This window comes from Bradyrhizobium sp. 141, assembly GCF_023074055.1.
Classification (GTDB): Bacteria; Pseudomonadota; Alphaproteobacteria; order Rhizobiales; family Xanthobacteraceae; genus Bradyrhizobium.
In genome coordinates this window covers 62174-79695 of sequence record NZ_JADPKR010000082.1, presented here as the reverse complement: position 1 = coordinate 79695, position 17522 = coordinate 62174, and the positions used below count along the sequence as shown (strand labels likewise).

The following is a 17522-nucleotide window of genomic DNA, read 5'->3' as shown; positions in this document are numbered from 1 at the left end:
ACCCGTTTCTGCATGGAAATCCGCGACATCATGCATCCATGAAAACGGGGTAGAGGGAGGCCAGCAGCAGGATCGCCATCAAGATATTGAAGGCGCGGACCAGCCGCTCCGAGGTCAGGACCGGCCGCAATGCGGAGCCGAACAGGGCCCAGACCACGGTCGAGACCGTGCCGACGATCAGGCTGATCAGGGTCTGGATCGCGATGTTGAGCGGGAATTGGGCGATCGCCGCATAGGCGGTGATGGTGCCGATCACGATCACCCAGCCCTTGGCGTTGATCCATTGGAACATCGCCGCGCCCCAGAAGGTCATCGGGCCGCGGCCGTCCCCCTCCCCCGACTTGGTCGGGCCGGACATGGCGATCGCGGCGGCAAGATAGATCAGATAGGCCGCACCGGCATATTTCAGGATGGTCTGGAGGATCGGATAGGCCAGGAACACCGAGCCGAGCCCGAGACCGACAGCGGCGACCATGAAGGCAAAGCCGAGGACGATACCGACGATGTGAGGGATGGTGCGCCGGAAGCCGTAGGTCAGGCCCGAGGACAGCAGCATGATGTTGTTCGGCCCGGGCGTGAAGTACATCACGATCATGAAGATGAGGAAGGCGTAGAACAGCGACTGGGACATGTTCACCTCACGCCGTCTTCGGCAGCGGTTTGGCTAGCGCCTTGGGCCGGTTCGCCAGAACCATCACCGCGATACCAACGATCACGGTGAGCATGCCGGCGAGCCGCAAGGGTCCAAACCGCTCGCCGAACACGATGCTTGAGGCAGCCGAGCCGACGAACGGCACGAGCAGCGCGAACGGCACCACTTGCGCGGCGGGATAGTCGCGCAGCAGCCTGCCCCACAGCCAATAGGCGATGCTGGTGGAGATGGCGCCGATTGCCAACAGGCAGATGAGGCCGGTGAGCGACATGTGGATCAGCGATTGGAAGGTCGGCGCCGGCCCATCGACGATCAGCGCGAGCGCGAATAGCGGCACCGCGGCGGTGAGGCAGAGCCAGGCAAACAAGTCGAACATCGGCGCACCGCGGGCCCCGCGCAGCAGGAGATTGCCGATCGCAAAGCAGATCGGAGCGATCATCAGCACCGCGAACGCACCGACGCTGAAGTCATAACCGACGGTGCCGCAGATCATGAGAAGTCCCACCGCCGCGATGACGATGCCGAGCGTCTGCACCGGCGTCGGCCGCTCGCCGAATGCGATCGCGGCAAAGCCTATGGTGAACAGCGCCTGGCTCTGCACCACGACGCTGGTCAGCCCCACGGGTACGCCATGGGCGATGCCGTAAGCTTGCGACAGGAACTGGCCGAGGAACAGCGTGAAGCTGATCGCGACCAGAAGCGACCAGGCGACCTTCGGCTTGGGAATGAACAGGCACGGCACCGCGGCGATGGCAAAACGCATCGCCGTCATCAACTCCGGCGAGAATTCGTCGAGCGCGATCCGACTCGCCACAAAGGCAAGCGCCCAGATGATCGCCACCAGGATGGCGATGAGGATGTCGGCCGGCTTCATTCCAAACTCCCTAACCTCTCCCGCTTGCGGGAGAGGTCGCGCCGAAGGCGCGGGTGAGGGCTTTCTCCTCTTGGGGGTTCTCGCTTGTGGAGACACCCTCTCCCCGACCCTCCCCCGCAAGCGGGGGAGGGAGTGCAGCGACGTTGTCGTTGCAGCTTGCTCTCACAGCTCTAGCCTTGCTCGCCGGCTTTCGGTTTCCGCAGCAGATAAGTGCCGTGCATTGGTGCGTGGTAATCGGCCGAGACCAGCGTGAAGCCGACGTCGGTCAGCATCCGCTCCATCACCCAGCCGAAGGTGGAATATTCGTCGCGCATATGCGTGACGACGCTGTCGCGCGCAAAATCGTGGTTCTTGATCTGGAAGTCGGCCCATTGCTCGACGTCGCGCTCGATGGCGTCGGGCATCGAGGCGTAGACGATGTCGCGCAGGTAGAAGCTCGCGCCGGGCTTGAGCGCACGATAGATCCGCGACATCGCCACCGCCTTCCAGAAATCCGGCAGATGATGCAGCGTGAACTCGCTGACGATCAGGTCGTAGGATTCCGGGCGGTAGGCGAAACTGAGCAGGCCGGCCGATTGCGTGCGCACCGGCGCCTTGCGGTCGCGGGCGTAGATCTCGGCAAGCGCCAGCATCGCCGGCGAGATGTCGATGGCGTCGACCTCGGCGCCCATCAGGGCCGCTTCAGTCGCCAGCACGCCGTTGCCGCAGCCGATGTCGGCGATGCGCCAGCCGCGCTGCACCCCGAGCATTTTCAGCGCGGCGCGCGCCCGCAGGTCCGCATCGTCATGATTGTCGTAGATCGACGCCACTGCGGGCCCGATCCCCATCCGGTTCCGCTCATTATAGTACCAGTCGCGCGCCAGCATGGTTCACATCCCTTCAGGCCCGCGGCCGATCGCGGCAACGCCGGTGCGCGACACCTCGACAAGACCGAGCGGGCGCATCAGGTCGATATATTGATTGATCTTGTCCGTATTGCCTGTGATCTCGAACACAAAACTCTCGGTCGTGGCGTCGATCACCCGGGCGCGGAACGCATCCGCGAGCCTGAGCGCCTCGACCCGATGCTCGCCCTGACCGCGCACCTTCACCATCGCCAGCTCCCGCTCGATCGAGCGCCTGGTCAGGGTCATGTCAACGACCCGGTAGACCGGGATCATGCGATCGAGCTGGTGCTTGATCTGCTCGATCACCATCGGTGTACCCGTGGTGACGATGGTGATGCGCGACAGATGTTTCTGGCTCTCGGTCTCCGAGACCGTGAGGCTTTCGATGTTGTAGCCGCGGCCCGAGAACAGGCCGATGACGCGCGCGAGCACGCCCGGCTCGTTCTGCACGAGCACCGAGAGCGTATGCGTCTCGTTCGGATCGTGGCGCTCCTCGATGAAATAGGCGGATGCGGGCTGGTTCATTGTCGTCCCCTCTTGTCTCTCCGTCACGCCATCGCTGGCGCGTCTGTTCCAACCCAACGGCGGAACAGATCGAAATCGATGTTGCCGCCGGACAGCACGAGACCGACGCGCTTGCCCGACAGCTTTGGCTTTTCCTGAAGCGCCGCGGCGAGCGCGCCGGCGCCGGCGCCTTCGGCAAGGTTGTGCGTATCGGTCCAGTAGGCGCGGATCGCTGCGGCGACTTCGTCGTCGGTGACCTGCACGATGCGGGCGGCTCCCTTGCGGATCAGCGCAAACGCGTTTGCATCGGGAATGCGCGTCGCCATGCCATCGGCGAGCGTGTTGCTGGTTTCGGTCGTCACGATCTTGCCGGCCGCAAACGACAGCGCGTAGGACGGCGCTTGTGTCGACTGCACGCCGACGATCTCGGTCTTCAGGTCCAGAAGGTCGCGCGCCATGATGCAGCCGCAGATGCCGGAGCCCTGCCCGATCGGGACATAGAGGATGTCGAGGTCCGGCGCGTTCCTGAACAGTTCGAGCGCATAGGTCGCGACCCCGAGCACGAGATCCGGATGGAACGACTGCACCATGTGCAGGCCAGTAAACTGGGCGCGCCGCTGGGCCTCTTCGGCGGCTGCTTGAAAGTCCTCGCCATGCTCGACGAGCTCGGCGCCAAAGGCCTTCATCGCGCGGTTCTTCTCGACCGAGTTACCGCGGGGCACGTAGATCACGGCCGGAATGCCGTGACGGCTCGCGGCAAAGGCCAGGCTCTGGCCATGATTGCCGCGCGTCGCCGAGATGATGCCCGGAATGTTCGGCCGCTCGCGCTTAAGGCGGTCAAGATAGACCAGACCGCCGCGCACCTTGAAGGCGCCGATCGGCGTGTGGTTCTCGTGCTTGACGACAACTTCGGTGCCGAGCCGTGCTGCGAGCAGCGGCCAGGCATGCGCCGGCGTTGCCGGCACCGCCTGCCCCACGATCGCATGTGCGCGCTCGAGGTCCGTCAGGTCGAACATCGCGCTCACACCAGCGCCTTGCCGCCGGCGAAGGCCTTGGCGGTGGCTTCGTCGTTGGCCTGCTCCGGCAACAGCATCTCGTTGTGAGCCTTGCCGGACGGAATCATCGGGAAGCAGTTTTCGAGCGCCGCGACGCGGCAGTCGAACAGCACGGGCCGCTTGACCGAGATCATCTCCTGGATGGCGCCGTCGAGATCGCCGGGCTTGTGCACCTGGATGCCGACGCCGCCATAGGCTTCAGCGAGCTTGACGAAATCCGGCAGCGCCTCCGAATAGGAATGTGACAGGCGGTTGCCGTGCAGCAACTGCTGCCACTGCCGCACCATGCCCATGTACTGATTGTTCAGGATGAAGATCTTGATCGGCAGCTCGTACTGCACCGCCGTCGACATCTCCTGCATCGTCATCTGCACCGAGGCATCGCCCGCGATGTCGATGACGAGGCTGTCGGGATGGGCAACCTGCACGCCCACCGCGGCCGGCAGGCCGTAGCCCATGGTGCCGAGACCGCCCGACGTCATCCAGCGATGCGGCTCCTCGAAGCCGAAGAACTGTGCCGCCCACATCTGGTGCTGGCCGACCTCGGTGGTGATGTAGGTGTCCTTGCCGCGCGTCGCCTCGAACAGGCTCTGGATCGCGTGCTGCGGCAGGATGACATCGTTGCTCTTCCGGTAATAGAGCGAGTTGCGCGCGCGCCACTGCGCGATCTGCTGCCACCACGCCTTGATGTCGGGCTTCTTCGCCTCCGCCTTGAACACCTGGAGGATGTCGCCGAGGATGTTGCCGCAATCGCCGATGATCGGCACGTCGACGCGGATATTCTTGTTGATCGAGGACGGGTCGATGTCGATGTGGATCTTCTTCGAGCCCGGCGAGAACGCATCGACGCGGCCGGTGATGCGGTCGTCGAAACGCGCACCGACGCACAGCATGACGTCGCAATCATGCATCGTCATGTTGGCTTCGTAAGTGCCGTGCATGCCGAGCATGCCGAGCCAGTTCTTGCCCGACGCAGGGTACGCGCCGAGGCCCATCAGCGTGGAGGTGATCGGAAAACCGGTGACCTCGACCAGCTCGCGCAAGAGCCTGGTCGCCTCGGGGCCGGAATTGATGACGCCGCCGCCGCTGTAGATCACCGGGCGCTTGGCATTGGCGAGCAGCGCCACGGCTTTGCGGATCTGCGTCGCATCGCCCTTCACGCGCGGGGCATAGGAGCGGTGCACGTCGGATTTGCGCGGCGGATGATAGGTTCCGGTCGCGAACTGCACGTCTTTGGGAACGTCGACGAGCACCGGGCCCGGACGGCCGGAGGTCGCGACATAGAAAGCTTCGTGCAGGACCTTTGCGAGATCGTTGACGTCGCGCACCAGCCAGTTGTGCTTGGTGCAGGGGCGCGTGATGCCGACGGTGTCGCACTCCTGGAACGCGTCGTTGCCGATCAGATGCGTCGGCACCTGGCCGGAGATGCAGACCAGCGGGATCGAGTCCATCAGCGCGTCCGTCAACGGCGTCACCATGTTGGTGGCACCGGGGCCGGAGGTGACCAGCGCAACGCCCGGTTTGCCGGTCGAGCGCGCATAGCCCTCGGCGGCGTGGCCTGCGCCCTGCTCGTGGCGAACCAGGATGTGCTGGACTTCGCTTTGCTGGAAAATCTCGTCATAGATCGGAAGCACGGCGCCGCCGGGATAGCCGAAAATGTCGGTCACGCCGTGATCGATGAGCGCGCGGACGATCATCGCGGCGCCGGTCATCTGGTTCGGATCGTGGCTCTTGTCGCTCATTGGCTTGCTCCGGATGCGCTGTTGTCAGCGGCTTCGTTCGTGTCAGGTTCGGGAAATAAAAAAGGCCCCGAAGAGGGCCCATGCACACCGCCTGTCATGTGGATGGCAGCTAGCCACCCCCGGCGGTGTGCCTGGGTACGACGGCGATGAGGAGTTTGGTAATAATGTTACGCATGGCGGGCGCTCGGCTTCCCAAAGGTTGCGCGAAACATAGCGGCCAAAGCCTGGATGTCAAGGCAATGCGGCCGTTCCCACGCGATTTAGGCAGTGTAGCGGTGTTCCCGGGGTTCGGCGAGAGGTAAATTCGGGAACCTGGACAGAAAAGCGGGTCAGCCGGGGTCTCGGTCGGCGTTCACGATGGCAGCGAGCCATCCCCTCGCCGCCTCCGGCTTCACCCATTCGAACTCCGGCAATTGATGCCGGAACCAGGTGAACTGCCGCTTGGCGTAGTGGCGGGTGTCGGCACGCCCGATGGTGGCGGCCTGCTCCAGGCTGAGTTCACCGCGCAGATGCCGGATCAGGGCCGGCACGCCGTGAGCTTTCATCGCCGGCAGCAGCGGATCGAGATGTCTTGCGGCGAGCCGCTCGACCTCCCTCAACGCGCCAGCACCCAACATGGCATCGAAACGGGCATCGATCCGTGCATAGAGCTCGTCACGGTCGGGAGCGAGAAATACCGCGCGAAAACTGTCCTTCGGCAGCAGCGGCGGCTGGCCCTGCCCATGCCAGTCGAGCAGCGAACGGCCGGTCGCCTCGATCACTTCGAGCGCGCGCGCGATCCGGGTGCGGTCACGCAGGTTCAATCGCTCGGCGGCGCGCGGATCGCGACGCGCCAGTTCCGCATGCAGCGCTTCCGCGCCGTTCCGCTCCAGCCGCGCGCGCACGGCCTCGCGCACCTCGGCAGGAATGGGCGGCACCACGGAGAGCCCCGCCGTCAGCGCCTTGAAATAGAGCCCGGTGCCGCCGATGAAGATCGGCAGGCGGGCTTCCGCCTTCGCCTCGTCGAGCGCCTTTGCCGCGTCAGCCACCCAGGCGCCCGCCGAGAAGTTCACGGCCGCATCGACATGGCCATAGAGACGATGTGGAGCGCGGGCCTCCTCGCCATCTGTCGGCCGTGCCGTGATGATGCGGAGGTCACGATAGACCTGCATGGAATCGGCATTGATGACGATACCGCCGGTGGCGAGCGCAAGCTCCAGCGCCAGCGCCGACTTGCCGCTGGCGGTCGGGCCTGCGATAAGCACGGCCTCGCCAATAGGCCTTCTGCTGACCTGCTCCTCGCTCACGAAAACCTCAAATGTCCCTCGTCGCCACGCTGATCTGCAACCCTGACAATTCCGCGCTCGACTCGACCATCGTCGATGGCGCCCGCGCCGTGCTGCCGCAGGCGGCTCCCGCGCACTGGCTGTTCGACGGGGTCGCGGTCGACATCCCCTTCGGCGCCGACAGTAACCTCGAAGGCGACCGTCACGCCATCGAGCAGCGGCTCCGCGAGCTGCGCGGCGACCTGCCCATCGACATTGTCGTGCAGCCAGTCGGCGTCCGGCGCAAGAAGCTTTTTCTTGCCGACATGGATTCCACCATGATCGGCCAGGAATGCATCGACGAGCTCGCCGATCTCGTCGGGGTGAAGGCGCATGTGGCCGCCATTACCGAACGCGCCATGCGCGGCGAGATCGAGTTCGAACCGGCGCTGCGCGAGCGCGTCGCGCTGCTGAAGGACCTGCCCGCCAGTGCGGTCGACGAGGTGCTGGCCAAGCGCATCACACTGACCCCGGGCGGCAGCACACTGGTCGCGACCATGCGCGCCCACGGCGCCTACACCTGCCTCGTCTCCGGCGGCTTCACGCTGTTCACGACCGCGGTCGCCGCAAAGATCGGCTTTCAGGAGAACCGCGCCAACGAGCTCGTCGTGCGCGACGGCAAATTCACCGGCGAAGTGAAGGAGCCGATCCTGGGCCGGGCCGCCAAGCTCGCGACGCTGGTGGATTTGATGGAGTCGTTCGATCTCGACGACATCGACTCGGTCGTGGTCGGCGACGGCGCCAACGATCTCGCCATGATCCAGGCGGCGGGGCTCGGCGTCGCCTATCACGCCAAGCCGGCAGTCGCCGCCGCGGCAGCCGCGCGGATCGATCACGGCGATCTCACCGCGCTGCTCTATGCGCAGGGATATCGGCGCGAGGAGTTCGTGGAGGGGTGAGTCTCTCGCCGCTTGCACGGCAGCCGTAGGGTGGGCAAAGCGAAGCGTGCCCACCATCCTGTCCATTAAAGGAAGAGAGCGTGGGCACGGCGCAAGAGCGCCTTTGCCCACCCTACGGGACTGCCCAGGATTTATTGCACGCTCAGCGCCACGAAGCGCAGCTCGCCGTCGGCATTCGAGACCAGCAGCAGCACCGACTTCTTGCCATCTTTCTTGAGCTGATCGACCCGCTTCTGGATGTCGGCGCCGCTGGAAACGGCCTCCTGTGCGACCTCGACGATGACGTCCCCGGCGGAGAGCCGCTTCTCGGCGGCGTCGGAATTGGCGTCGACATTGGTGACGACCACGCCCTTGACGCTCTCCTTGATCTTGTAGCGCGTCCGCAGATCCTTGCTCAGCGCTGCCAGATCAAGGCCGAGCGCCTTCTGCGTCACCGGCTTCTCGGGCGCCGGCTCGTCGGTCTTCACTGCGGCCTGCACCTTTTCGGGATCCTGGAGGCGGCCGAGCGTGACCTTCTTGGTTTCTTCCTGACCCTTGCGGATGATGATGACGTCGACCTCCTTGCCGACCGCCGTGTCGGCGACGACGCGGGACAGGTCCTTCGGGTCCTTGACGTCCTTGCCGTCGAACTTGACGACGACGTCGCCGGGCTCGATGCCGGCCGGCTTGGCCGGCCCCTTGTCGTCGACGCCGGCAACCAGCGCACCGCGCGGCGGCTTGATGTTGAGGCTTTCGGCGATCTCGTCGGTGACGCTCTGGATGCGCACGCCGAGCCAGCCGCGGCGCAGCTCGCCGAACTGACGGAGCTGGTCGACGACGCCCACCACCGTCTTCGACGGCACGGCGAAGCCGATGCCGATCGAGCCACCGGAGGGCGAGATGATCAGCGTGTTGACGCCGATGACGTCGCCGTCGAGGTTGAACAGCGGACCGCCGGAATTGCCGCGATTGATGGAGGCGTCGGTCTGGATATAGCTGTCGTAGGGCCCTGAGGAGATGTCGCGGTTCTTGGCCGAGACGATGCCGGCCGTCACCGTGCCTCCCAGGCTGAACGGGTTGCCGATCGCGACCACCCAGTCGCCGAGGCGCAGCTTGTCGCTATCGCCGAACTTCACCGCGACCAGCGGCTTCGTCGGCTTGATCTTGAGCACGGCGAGATCGGTCTTCTTGTCGACCCCGACCAGCTCGGCCTTGATCTTGGTGCCGTCATTGAGGATGACGTGGATCTCGTCGGCGTCTGCAATGACATGGTTGTTGGTGACGACCACGCCTGCGGTGTCGATGATAAAGCCGCTTCCGAGCGAATTGGTCTTCCGCGGCGCCGGACTATTTTCACCGCCCTTGCTGCCGCCGGGGCCCTTCCGGTTCTTGAAGAAGTCGTCGAAGAACTCCTCGAAGGGCGAGCCGGGCGGCAGTTGCGGCATGGTATTGCCGCCCCCGCCTTTGGCTTCGACGGTCTGCGAGGTCGAGATGTTGACGACCGCGTCGATCACCTTCTCGGCAACGTCGGCGATGCCATCCGGTCCACGCGCATGAGCCGGCGTGCCGAACACACCGAATGCACTGACGGCGAGCGCGGCCAGCCCTAAACGCAAGCGGGTCGGGGCAACGGTGGCAGCGGGCATTGGTATCTCCAGGAAAGGGGTTCGGCGTCCAGACTGCGCTCGAACGGGGGGACGGCGCAAGCACGGAGCTTAACGAGCCTCAAGACCCCGACAATACGGCGAAAACCGGTCTTTCGCCTTCACTTTGGCGTTGGCGCGAGGTCTAAACCGGACGTCGCATAACCCAGATCAGGATCAGGCCGGCGACGGCCGAACCGATCCCGACCACCCGCAGGACGTTGTCCGGCGTGGCGATGGCGCTCTTCATGGCCTTGCGCATCCAGTTTGGACTGGCCGCGAACATCAGGCCTTCCAGCACGAACAAGATGCCCAGGCCGATGAGGAAGTCGGCGAACGCAATGGACCTCATCGGATTGGAACCTCCCGTGTGCTGTTCTTGTCTGGACGAAGGGCGGCAGACCTGCCGCCCTTCGTCTAGCTTACGGTTTCGCCGGCGTCTCGGTTGCCGACTTGCCGGACGGGTTGCCGAAATACCGGAAGAAATCCGAGTCCGGTTGCAGCAGGAAGCGGGTATCGCTCGACTTCAGCCCGTTCTCATAGGCCGTCATCGACCGGTAGAACGCGAAGAAGTCGGCGTCCTTGCTGTAGGCTTCCGCGAACAGGCGGTTGCGCTCGGCGTCGCCCGCACCGCGGGTCTGCTCCGCCTGCGAGTTGGCTTCCGCGATGATCACGGTCGCCTCGCGGTCAGCCTTGGAGCGGATCTCCTGGGCCTTCTGGCCGCCCTGCGCGCGGAACTCGGCGGCTTCGCGCTCGCGCTCGGTCTTCATGCGCAGATAGACCGCCTGGCTGTTCTGCTCCGGCAGGTCGGCGCGCCGGATCCGGACGTCGACGACCTGGATGCCGTAGCCGTCCGCCTCACGATCGAGCTGCTCGCGGATGCGCTGCATCAGCTTCTCACGATCGTCGCGCACCACGTTGATGAAGGTCACCTCGCCGAGCACGCGGCGCAACGCCGCGTTCAGGAGCGTGGTGAGCTGGATGTTCGCAGCCTGGATCGAGCCGACGCTCTGATAGAAGCGCAGCGCGTCCTTGATGCGATAGCGCGCGAAGGCATCGACCACGAGCCGCTTCTGGTCGGACGCGATCGCTTCCTGCGACGGGTTCTCGAGGTCGAGAATCCGCTTGTCGATGTTGATCACCGAATTCCACGGCGCCTTGAAGTGCATGCCGGGCGCGGTGACGACGTCGACGGGCCGGCCGAACTGCAGCACGATGGTCTGCTCGGTCTGCTGCACCGTGAACAGCGACATGTAGCCGACGACCACGACGAGCAGGAGGGCGAGCAGCGTGACGATACCTGTGACCGGAGACCTCATCGGTTGCCTCCGCTCGACTGCGGACCGGTGGTAGGTGGCCGCTTGGTGGTCAATTCGTTCAGCGGCAGATAGGGAACGATGCCCTGGCCCGAGCGGCCGCCGTCATAGACGAGCTTGTCGGCGCCGCCGAGCACGCGCTCCATTGTCTCCAGATAGATCCGTTCACGCGTCACACCGGGCGCCTTCTTGTATTCCTCGTAAACCTTCAGGAAGCGCGCGCTCTGGCCCTTGGCCTCGGCGACGGCCTGCTCCTTGTAGCCTTCGGCATCCTGCTGGATCTTCGCCGCACGTCCGCGCGCCTGCGGCACGATCTGGTTGGCGTAGGTCTGCGCTTCATTCTGCAACTGCTCGAGATTGGCGCGCGCAGCCTGGACGTCGCGGAAGGCGTCGATCACCTGGGCCGGCGGATCGACCTTCTGCATCTGCACCTGGCTGATCTGAATGCCGGCGCCGTAGCTGTCCAGAGTCTTCTGGATCAGTTCCTGCACGCCCTGCTCCGTCACGTTGCGCGCACCGGTCAGGATCGGCTGGATCTGCGAGCGGCCGATCACCTCGCGCATCGCGCTCTCGGCAACCGCCTTCACCGTGCCCTCGGGATTCTGGATGTTGAAGAGGAAGTCGCCGACACCATCCGGCTTGATACGCCAGAGCACGGTGAAGTCGACGTCGACGATATTCTCGTCGCCGGTCAACATCAGGCTCTCTTCCGGGACGTCACGAATGGAGCGGCCGCGCCGTGCCGGATCGTCGATCAGCGTCATGCCGATGGAGATGGTGGAGACGCGCAGCGCCTTGGGCAGCAGCACTGTCTCGATCGGATAGGGCAGATGATAGTTCAGGCCGGGCTGCACGGTGCGAACATGCTTGCCGAAGCGCAGCACGACGCCGAGCTCTTCGGACTGCACGCGGAAGAAGCCCGACAGCAGCCAGAACGCGACGATCAGCAGCACGATCAGCGTGATGCCGATGCCGGAGAAATAGCCGCCCGGCATGATCTGCTGGAGGCGGTCCTGGCCGCGCCGCAGAAGGTCTTCCAGATCCGGCGGCCTCGGCCCGACCGGTTGCGGGCCGGAGCCCCATGGTCCCTTTGGACCCGAGCCCCATGGGCCACCGCCCTGATTCTTCCACGGCATTCGACGCTCTCCTCGGCAGGGTGGAATTGCCCCCGCCCGCTTTGTCCGGTCCGCTTTATAGGGGACAGGCAGGTCCCTTACAACGCGGCCCCGACCGTCTTTGGAGCTATGCTCGGGCACGAAAAAGTCAATGTAAACATTGACGAATGCAGTTAATGGCGCGGCCGCCGACGATATGTCACATAGGAGAAATCGGCGCTGTCGGCGCCTCCGGCAGGATGGCGGACACGCGCGACCTCGTCCCACTCCGCCCTGTCGATATCGAAATGCGTATCGCCTTCCGGCCGCGCATGTACTTCGGTGATTTCGAGGCGATCGGCGCGATCGAGCCATTGCCGAAAGATCTCGGCACCGCCGATCACCGCGATCTCAGTGACCGAACGCCGCAGGGCATCGCCGCGCGCAACCGCGTCCGCATCCGCCGCCGATGTCGTGACGATGGCACCTGCGGCGCGATAGTCCGCATCCCGCGTGATCACGATATTGGTGCGGCCCGGCAGGGGACGGCGGGGCAACGATTCGAAGGTCTTGCGGCCCATGACCACGGGCTTGCCGATCGTGAGGGCCCTGAAGCGCGCCATGTCGGATTTCAATCGCCACGGGATCGCGTTGCCCGCGCCGATCACGCCGTTCTCCGCGATCGCGACGACGAAGACGATCTCCATCAGGGCGCACTCCTGGCAAGCTGCGTCAGCGCTGGCCCGGTGACGCGGCACAGCGTCCAGTCGTCCATCATGACGGCGCCGAGCGATTTGTAGAACGCGATCGACGGCGCGTTCCAGTCGAGCACCGCCCATTGCAGGCGCGCCCAGCCGTTGTCGACGCACTCCTTCGCGAGATAGACCAGCAACGCCTTGCCGAGACCCCTGCCCCGATGCGACGGCCGCACGTAGAGATCCTCGAGATATATGCCGTGGCGGCCGCTGAAGGTGGAGAAATTCGTAAACCAGACCGCGAAGCCGACGCCCTCACCGTTCCACTCGGCGATCGCGCAATAGAGTTGCGGCCTGTCGCCGAACAGCGCGTCCGCGATGTCAGCCTCGGTCGCCTCGACCTCGTGCGAAAGCCTTTCGTACGCGGCAAGCTCACGGATGAAGGAGAGAACGAGCCCGGCTTCACCCGTGCGCGCACGGCGGATGTTGAGCGACATGGGCGCTAGACCGCGACTTCCGCCTTGATGTGCGGATGCGGGTCGTAGCCGACGAGCTCGAAATCCTCAAAGCGGAAGGAGAAGATGTCCTTCACGTCAGGATTGATCCGCATCACCGGCAGCGCACGCGGCGCACGGGTGAGCTGAAGCTTTGCCTGCTCCAGATGGTTGGAATAGAGATGGGTGTCGCCGAACGAATGCACGAAGTCGCCGGGCTTCAGGCCGGTAACCTGCGCCACCATCATCGTCAGCAATGCGTAGGAGGCGATGTTGAAGGGCACACCGAGGAAGACGTCGGCCGAGCGCTGGTAGAGCTGGCAGGACAGCTTGCCGCCTGCGACGTAGAACTGGAACAGGCAATGGCACGGCGGCAGCGCCATCTTGTCGACCTCGGCCGGATTCCACGCCGAGACGATCAGACGACGCGAGTCCGGATTGCGCTTGATCATGTCGACCACGTTCGCAATCTGGTCGATGCTGCGGCCGTCAGGCGCCGGCCAGGAGCGCCATTGATGGCCGTAGACCGGGCCGAGATCGCCATTGGCATCCGCCCATTCGTCCCAGATGGTGACGCCGTTGTCGCGCAGATATTTGATGTTGGTGTCGCCCTTCAGGAACCACAACAGCTCATGCACGATCGCCTTCAGCGGCAGCCGCTTGGTGGTCAGCATCGGGAAGCCGGCGGACAGATTGAAGCGCATCTGATGGCCGAACACCGAGAGCGTGCCGGTGCCGGTCCGATCGGTCTTCTCGGCGCCGTCTGAAAGAATCCGCTCGAGCAGGTCCTGATACTGGTGCATGTGCGACTGAGCCTTTGGGGAGGCGGCGAACTTAGCGGCCGCCCCCGCGCTGCAACAGCGGCGATTCGCTGTCCGCTCCGATTATACCCGGAAAAATGAGAGCTCCCGGCGCAAACGACAAGGGGCGGAACTTGATGTCCCGCCCCTTGCCTATCGGCTTGATAGCATTGCCTAAGTCGCCGGCTTGAGCACCGGGGTCCACTTCGTGATCTCGTTCTTGACGAGGCTGGCCAGCGCCTCCGGCGTCCGCTCCGCAGGGCCCGGGATGACGCTGCCGAGCTCGAGCAGGCGCTTGCGCACGGTCTCGTCGTCGAGCGCCTTGCTGGCCGCAGCGTTCAGGCTGGCCACGATCGCAGGCGAAGTTCCCTTGGGCGCGAATATCGCATTCCAGGCCTGGGCCTGGAATTTCGGCAGGCCGGCTTCCGCTGTCGTCGGCACGTTCGGCAGCGACGGATTGCGTTCGGGCGTTGCGATCGCATAGGCCTTGATGGTGCCGGCATTGATCTGCGGCACGGCGTTGACGATCTGATCGCACATGTAGTCGACCTGCCCCGCCACCAGCGCATTCATCGCGGGTCCCGTGCCGTTGAAGGGCACGCCGACCGGCTTGATGCCGAGGATCGAGTGCAGCAGCTCGCAGGAGACGTGCGAGACCGAGCCGACGCCGGCATGCGCAGCGTTCACCTTCTCGGCATTGGCCTTCACATAGGCGACGAACTCGTTCAAATCCTTCGGCGGAAAGTCCTTGCGCGCCAGGATCAGGATCGGCGTGCCCGCCAGCAGCGCGATCGGCTCGAAGTCCTTCTCGGGATGATAGGCGAGCTTGGGATAGAGCGGCACGGAGGCGGCATGCGTGCCCATATGCCCGGTGATGAGCGTATAGCCGTCATTGGGCGCGCGCGCGGCGCGCGTTGTGGCGGTAGTGCCGCCGGCGCCGACCACGTTCTCGATGATGATGCTCTGCCCCAGCGTCTGCGCCATGTGGGCGGTGACGATACGCGCGACGACGTCGGTCGGGCCGCCGGCCGCAAACGGCACGACCATGGTGATGCTGCGCGTCGGATAGGTCTGCGCCTCAGCCGGCGCGATGAAGGTGCACAGCGACGCGAGCGCTGCGGCACATGCGCCCGTGAGCGCGCGGATAACGGTCATGTCGATCCCCGTGTCGGCCCCTTGGACACAAACAAAAATGCCGGCCCAAAGGCCGGCATTTTCATTTCACGAAGCCGTCACACATGTCGATTCGACTTCCGAATGCGGCGCGCCGACGCAGGCGCGCGGCGCTCAGTTCTCGGATTCGGTGAACACCTCGTCGCGCTTCGATCGCAACACAGGCAGCACCGTGAGCAACAGGAGGGCTGCCGCGACCGCAAGCAGCACCGCCGACAGCGGCCGCGTCAGGAACACGCTCCAGTCGCCGCGCGAAATCAGCAGCGCACGGCGCAGGTTCTCTTCCATCAGCGGCCCGAGCACCATGCCGAGCAGCAACGGCGCCGGCTCGAAATCGTGCTTGATCAGCCAGTAGCCGACGAGACCGAACACGCCGGCGAGGATCACGTCGACCGGTGCGTTGTTCACCGAGTAGATGCCGATCGCGCAGAAAATCACGATCGATGGGAACATCAGCCGGTACGGCACGCGGAGCAGACGGACCCAGATGCCGACCAGCGGCAGGTTGATGATGATCAGCATCAGATTGCCGATCCACATCGAGGCGATCATGCCCCAGACGAGGTCGGGCTGCTTCTGCATCACCTGCGGTCCTGGCACGATGCCGTGGATGGTCATCGCGCCAACCATCAGCGCCATCACCGCGTTCGGCGGGATGCCGAGCGTCAGCAGCGGGATGAAGGAGGTCTGCGCCGCAGCGTTGTTGGCGCTCTCCGGCCCCGCCACGCCTTCGATTGCGCCGCGACCGAACCGCGACGGGTTCTTGGCGAGCTTCTTCTCGAGCGTATAGGCGCCGAATGATGCGATCGTCGCACCGCCGCCGGGCAGGATGCCGAGGATCGAGCCGAGCACAGTGCCGCGCAGAATGGCGGGCGTCGAGTCGATCAGATCCTTCTTGGTCGGCATCAGGCCGGTGATTTTCTGCTGCACGAGATCGCGGCTCATCTCGGCGCCGGCATCGAGATTGCGGATGATCTCGGCAAAGCCGAACACGCCCATCGCCACAGTCGCAAAGCCGAGGCCGTCAGCAAGCTCCGGAATGTTGAAGGCCATGCGCGAGGCGCCGGTCTCGATGTCCGAACCGACCATCGAGAGCAACAGGCCGAACACGATCATCGCGATCGCCTTCAGCACGGAGCCCTTGGCCAGCACGACTGCGAAGATCAGGCCGAGCACCATCAGCGAGAAATATTCGGCCGGGCCGAAAGCCAGCGCGAGTTTTGTGAGCGGCGCGCCGAGGACGGCAATCAGGACGGTCGCGACGCAGCCGGCGAAGAACGAGCCGATCGCGGCGATCGCCAGCGCAGGGCCGGCGCGGCCTTGCCTCGCCATCTGGTGGCCGTCGATGGCGGTGACGACCGATGTCGCCTCGCCTGGTATGTTGACCAGGATCGACGTTGTCGAGCCGCCATATTGGGCACCGTAGTAGATGCCGGCGAGCATGATCAGCGCGCCGACCGGCGGCAGTCCGAAGGTGATCGGCAGCAGCATCGCGACCGTTGCGATGGTGCCGATGCCCGGGAGCACGCCGACCAGCGTGCCCACGAGGGCGCCGATCAGGCACATCAGGAGGTTGATCGGAGTGAGCGCGACGGCAAAACCGTGAGCGAGGTTGGCAAAGATATCCATCACACCCTCACTGGATCAGAAAACGCGGATACATCGGCATCGGCAGCCCGAGCACGTATGGAAACAGGATTGCGCAACCGACCGTCAAGCAGGCGCCCACGATGGCTGCCTCCAGCCAGCGCGTTTCCTGCGACCCTGTCGCCGCGATCATGAAGCTCGCAAAGGCCGTGACCACGAGGCCGAGCGGCCGGATCGCCAGCGCGAAGAACAGGATCGCCGCCACCACGAACAATGGCCCCCGCCATGAATAATGGGCCATTGCCGGCCCATCGGTCAGAAGACCGGTCAAGGCGATGCCGGCGGACAAGGCGACCAGCAGTCCGCCGAACATCCGCGGCGCGGTGCCCGCGCCGAAGGAGAAGCCTCGCATCCCCTGCAAGTCGCTCCCTGCCCACAGCGCGAACAGGGCAACGGCCATCAGGACGACGCCGCCGACATAATCTTGGGCCGACCTGATGGACATGAACAGCGTGAGGATCGCCACCACAAACAGCGGATAGGAATAGATCAGCGCCAGCAGGACCTCGGACGACAGCTTCTTGGTGCCGCCGCCGAACGATCCGAAGATCGCACTGGGCGCGCCTGCGAGCAGCGCCGTCACGTGGCTGGTGGCCACCGTCGCCGGGCCGCGGCCGGCCCCCCAGCCGAAGATCGTCCCGATCGACCAGATCAATTCGAAGATCTGCGGCGCAATCGCCAGCAGACAAAAGCCGAGCGCCAACCGGGTATTTCGGGTGGCCGTCGCTGAGTGGCCCATCGTGTCGGCCATGAATGTCTCCTCC

General features: G+C 64.8%; 18 protein-coding genes. 1 reads left to right on the top strand and 17 read right to left on the bottom strand.

The genetic code is table 11. The features are described 5' to 3' along the window. Positions 1–28 precede the first annotated feature (28 nt). From IVA81_RS23760 to miaA, 7 genes are all read right to left on the bottom strand, one after another. On the bottom strand, positions 29–631 hold the full coding sequence (locus IVA81_RS23760) for a LysE family translocator (protein WP_247322477.1): 603 nt from the start codon (positions 629–631) through the stop codon (positions 29–31). A gap of 7 nt (positions 632–638) precedes the next feature. Further along, a complete protein-coding gene (locus IVA81_RS23755) occupies positions 639–1526 on the bottom strand; it encodes an EamA family transporter (RefSeq protein WP_247322476.1) in 888 nt (295 codons plus the stop codon). 170 nt (positions 1527–1696) lie between these two features. Further along, positions 1697–2392 (bottom strand): class I SAM-dependent methyltransferase, encoded by a 696-nt coding sequence (locus IVA81_RS23750; RefSeq protein ID WP_247322474.1) that lies wholly within the window; start codon positions 2390–2392, stop codon positions 1697–1699. Between the two features lie 3 nt (positions 2393–2395). Then, positions 2396–2938 carry an acetolactate synthase small subunit gene (gene ilvN / locus IVA81_RS23745; RefSeq protein WP_246925109.1) on the bottom strand — a complete coding sequence of 181 codons (543 nt, stop codon included), beginning with the start codon at positions 2936–2938 and terminating at the stop codon, positions 2396–2398. 23 nt (positions 2939–2961) lie between these two features. Next, on the bottom strand, positions 2962–3933 hold the full coding sequence (locus tag IVA81_RS23740; protein ID WP_247322472.1) for a threonine dehydratase: 972 nt from the start codon (positions 3931–3933) through the stop codon (positions 2962–2964). Positions 3934–3938: 5 nt separating this feature from the next. Further along, a complete protein-coding gene (locus IVA81_RS23735) occupies positions 3939–5714 on the bottom strand; it encodes an acetolactate synthase 3 large subunit (RefSeq protein ID WP_247322471.1) in 1776 nt (591 codons plus the stop codon). Between the two features lie 329 nt (positions 5715–6043). Further along, positions 6044–7000 carry a tRNA (adenosine(37)-N6)-dimethylallyltransferase MiaA gene (miaA, locus tag IVA81_RS23730; protein ID WP_247322470.1) on the bottom strand — a complete coding sequence of 319 codons (957 nt, stop codon included), beginning with the start codon at positions 6998–7000 and terminating at the stop codon, positions 6044–6046. 11 nt (positions 7001–7011) lie between these two features. Here miaA and serB point away from each other — a divergent pair, with 11 nt between their 5' ends. After that, a complete protein-coding gene (serB, locus tag IVA81_RS23725; protein WP_247322460.1) occupies positions 7012–7917 on the top strand; it encodes a phosphoserine phosphatase SerB in 906 nt (301 codons plus the stop codon). A 131-nt stretch (positions 7918–8048) separates the two neighbouring features. On the opposite strand, the gene IVA81_RS23720 is transcribed toward serB, so the two are convergent. The 10 genes from IVA81_RS23720 to IVA81_RS23675 all read right to left on the bottom strand — a co-directional run bounded on the left by IVA81_RS23720 (position 8049) and on the right by IVA81_RS23675 (position 17509). Further along, complete coding sequence (locus IVA81_RS23720; protein WP_247322457.1) at positions 8049–9542, bottom strand: Do family serine endopeptidase; 1494 nt, start codon at positions 9540–9542, stop codon at positions 8049–8051. Positions 9543–9684: 142 nt separating this feature from the next. Further along, entirely contained in the window at positions 9685–9891 is a 207-nt protein-coding gene (locus IVA81_RS23715) for a DUF2065 domain-containing protein (RefSeq protein WP_097663030.1), read from the bottom strand. 70 nt (positions 9892–9961) lie between these two features. Continuing rightward, positions 9962–10858, bottom strand: coding sequence for a protease modulator HflC (locus IVA81_RS23710; protein WP_247322454.1), 897 nt, complete (start codon positions 10856–10858; stop codon positions 9962–9964). Continuing rightward, positions 10855–11991 carry an FtsH protease activity modulator HflK gene (gene hflK / locus IVA81_RS23705; protein WP_247322451.1) on the bottom strand — a complete coding sequence of 379 codons (1137 nt, stop codon included), beginning with the start codon at positions 11989–11991 and terminating at the stop codon, positions 10855–10857. Before hflK ends, IVA81_RS23710 begins: the two co-directional genes overlap by 4 nt. A 152-nt stretch (positions 11992–12143) precedes the next feature. Next, positions 12144–12656, bottom strand: a complete 513-nt coding sequence (locus IVA81_RS23700; RefSeq protein ID WP_247322448.1) for a dihydrofolate reductase — start codon at positions 12654–12656, stop codon at positions 12144–12146. After that, a complete protein-coding gene (locus tag IVA81_RS23695; protein ID WP_247322447.1) occupies positions 12656–13141 on the bottom strand; it encodes a GNAT family N-acetyltransferase in 486 nt (161 codons plus the stop codon). Before IVA81_RS23695 ends, IVA81_RS23700 begins: the two co-directional genes overlap by 1 nt. A gap of 5 nt (positions 13142–13146) precedes the next feature. After that, positions 13147–13941, bottom strand: coding sequence for a thymidylate synthase (locus IVA81_RS23690; RefSeq protein WP_247322446.1), 795 nt, complete (start codon positions 13939–13941; stop codon positions 13147–13149). 171 nt (positions 13942–14112) lie between these two features. Beyond that, entirely contained in the window at positions 14113–15093 is a 981-nt protein-coding gene (locus tag IVA81_RS23685; RefSeq protein ID WP_247322445.1) for a tripartite tricarboxylate transporter substrate binding protein BugD, read from the bottom strand. A 132-nt stretch (positions 15094–15225) separates the two neighbouring features. Further along, positions 15226–16740, bottom strand: a complete 1515-nt coding sequence (locus tag IVA81_RS23680; protein ID WP_247322444.1) for a tripartite tricarboxylate transporter permease — start codon at positions 16738–16740, stop codon at positions 15226–15228. Between the two features lie 7 nt (positions 16741–16747). Further along, positions 16748–17509, bottom strand: a complete 762-nt coding sequence (locus IVA81_RS23675) for a tripartite tricarboxylate transporter TctB family protein (protein WP_247322443.1) — start codon at positions 17507–17509, stop codon at positions 16748–16750. Positions 17510–17522: the final 13 nt, after the last annotated feature.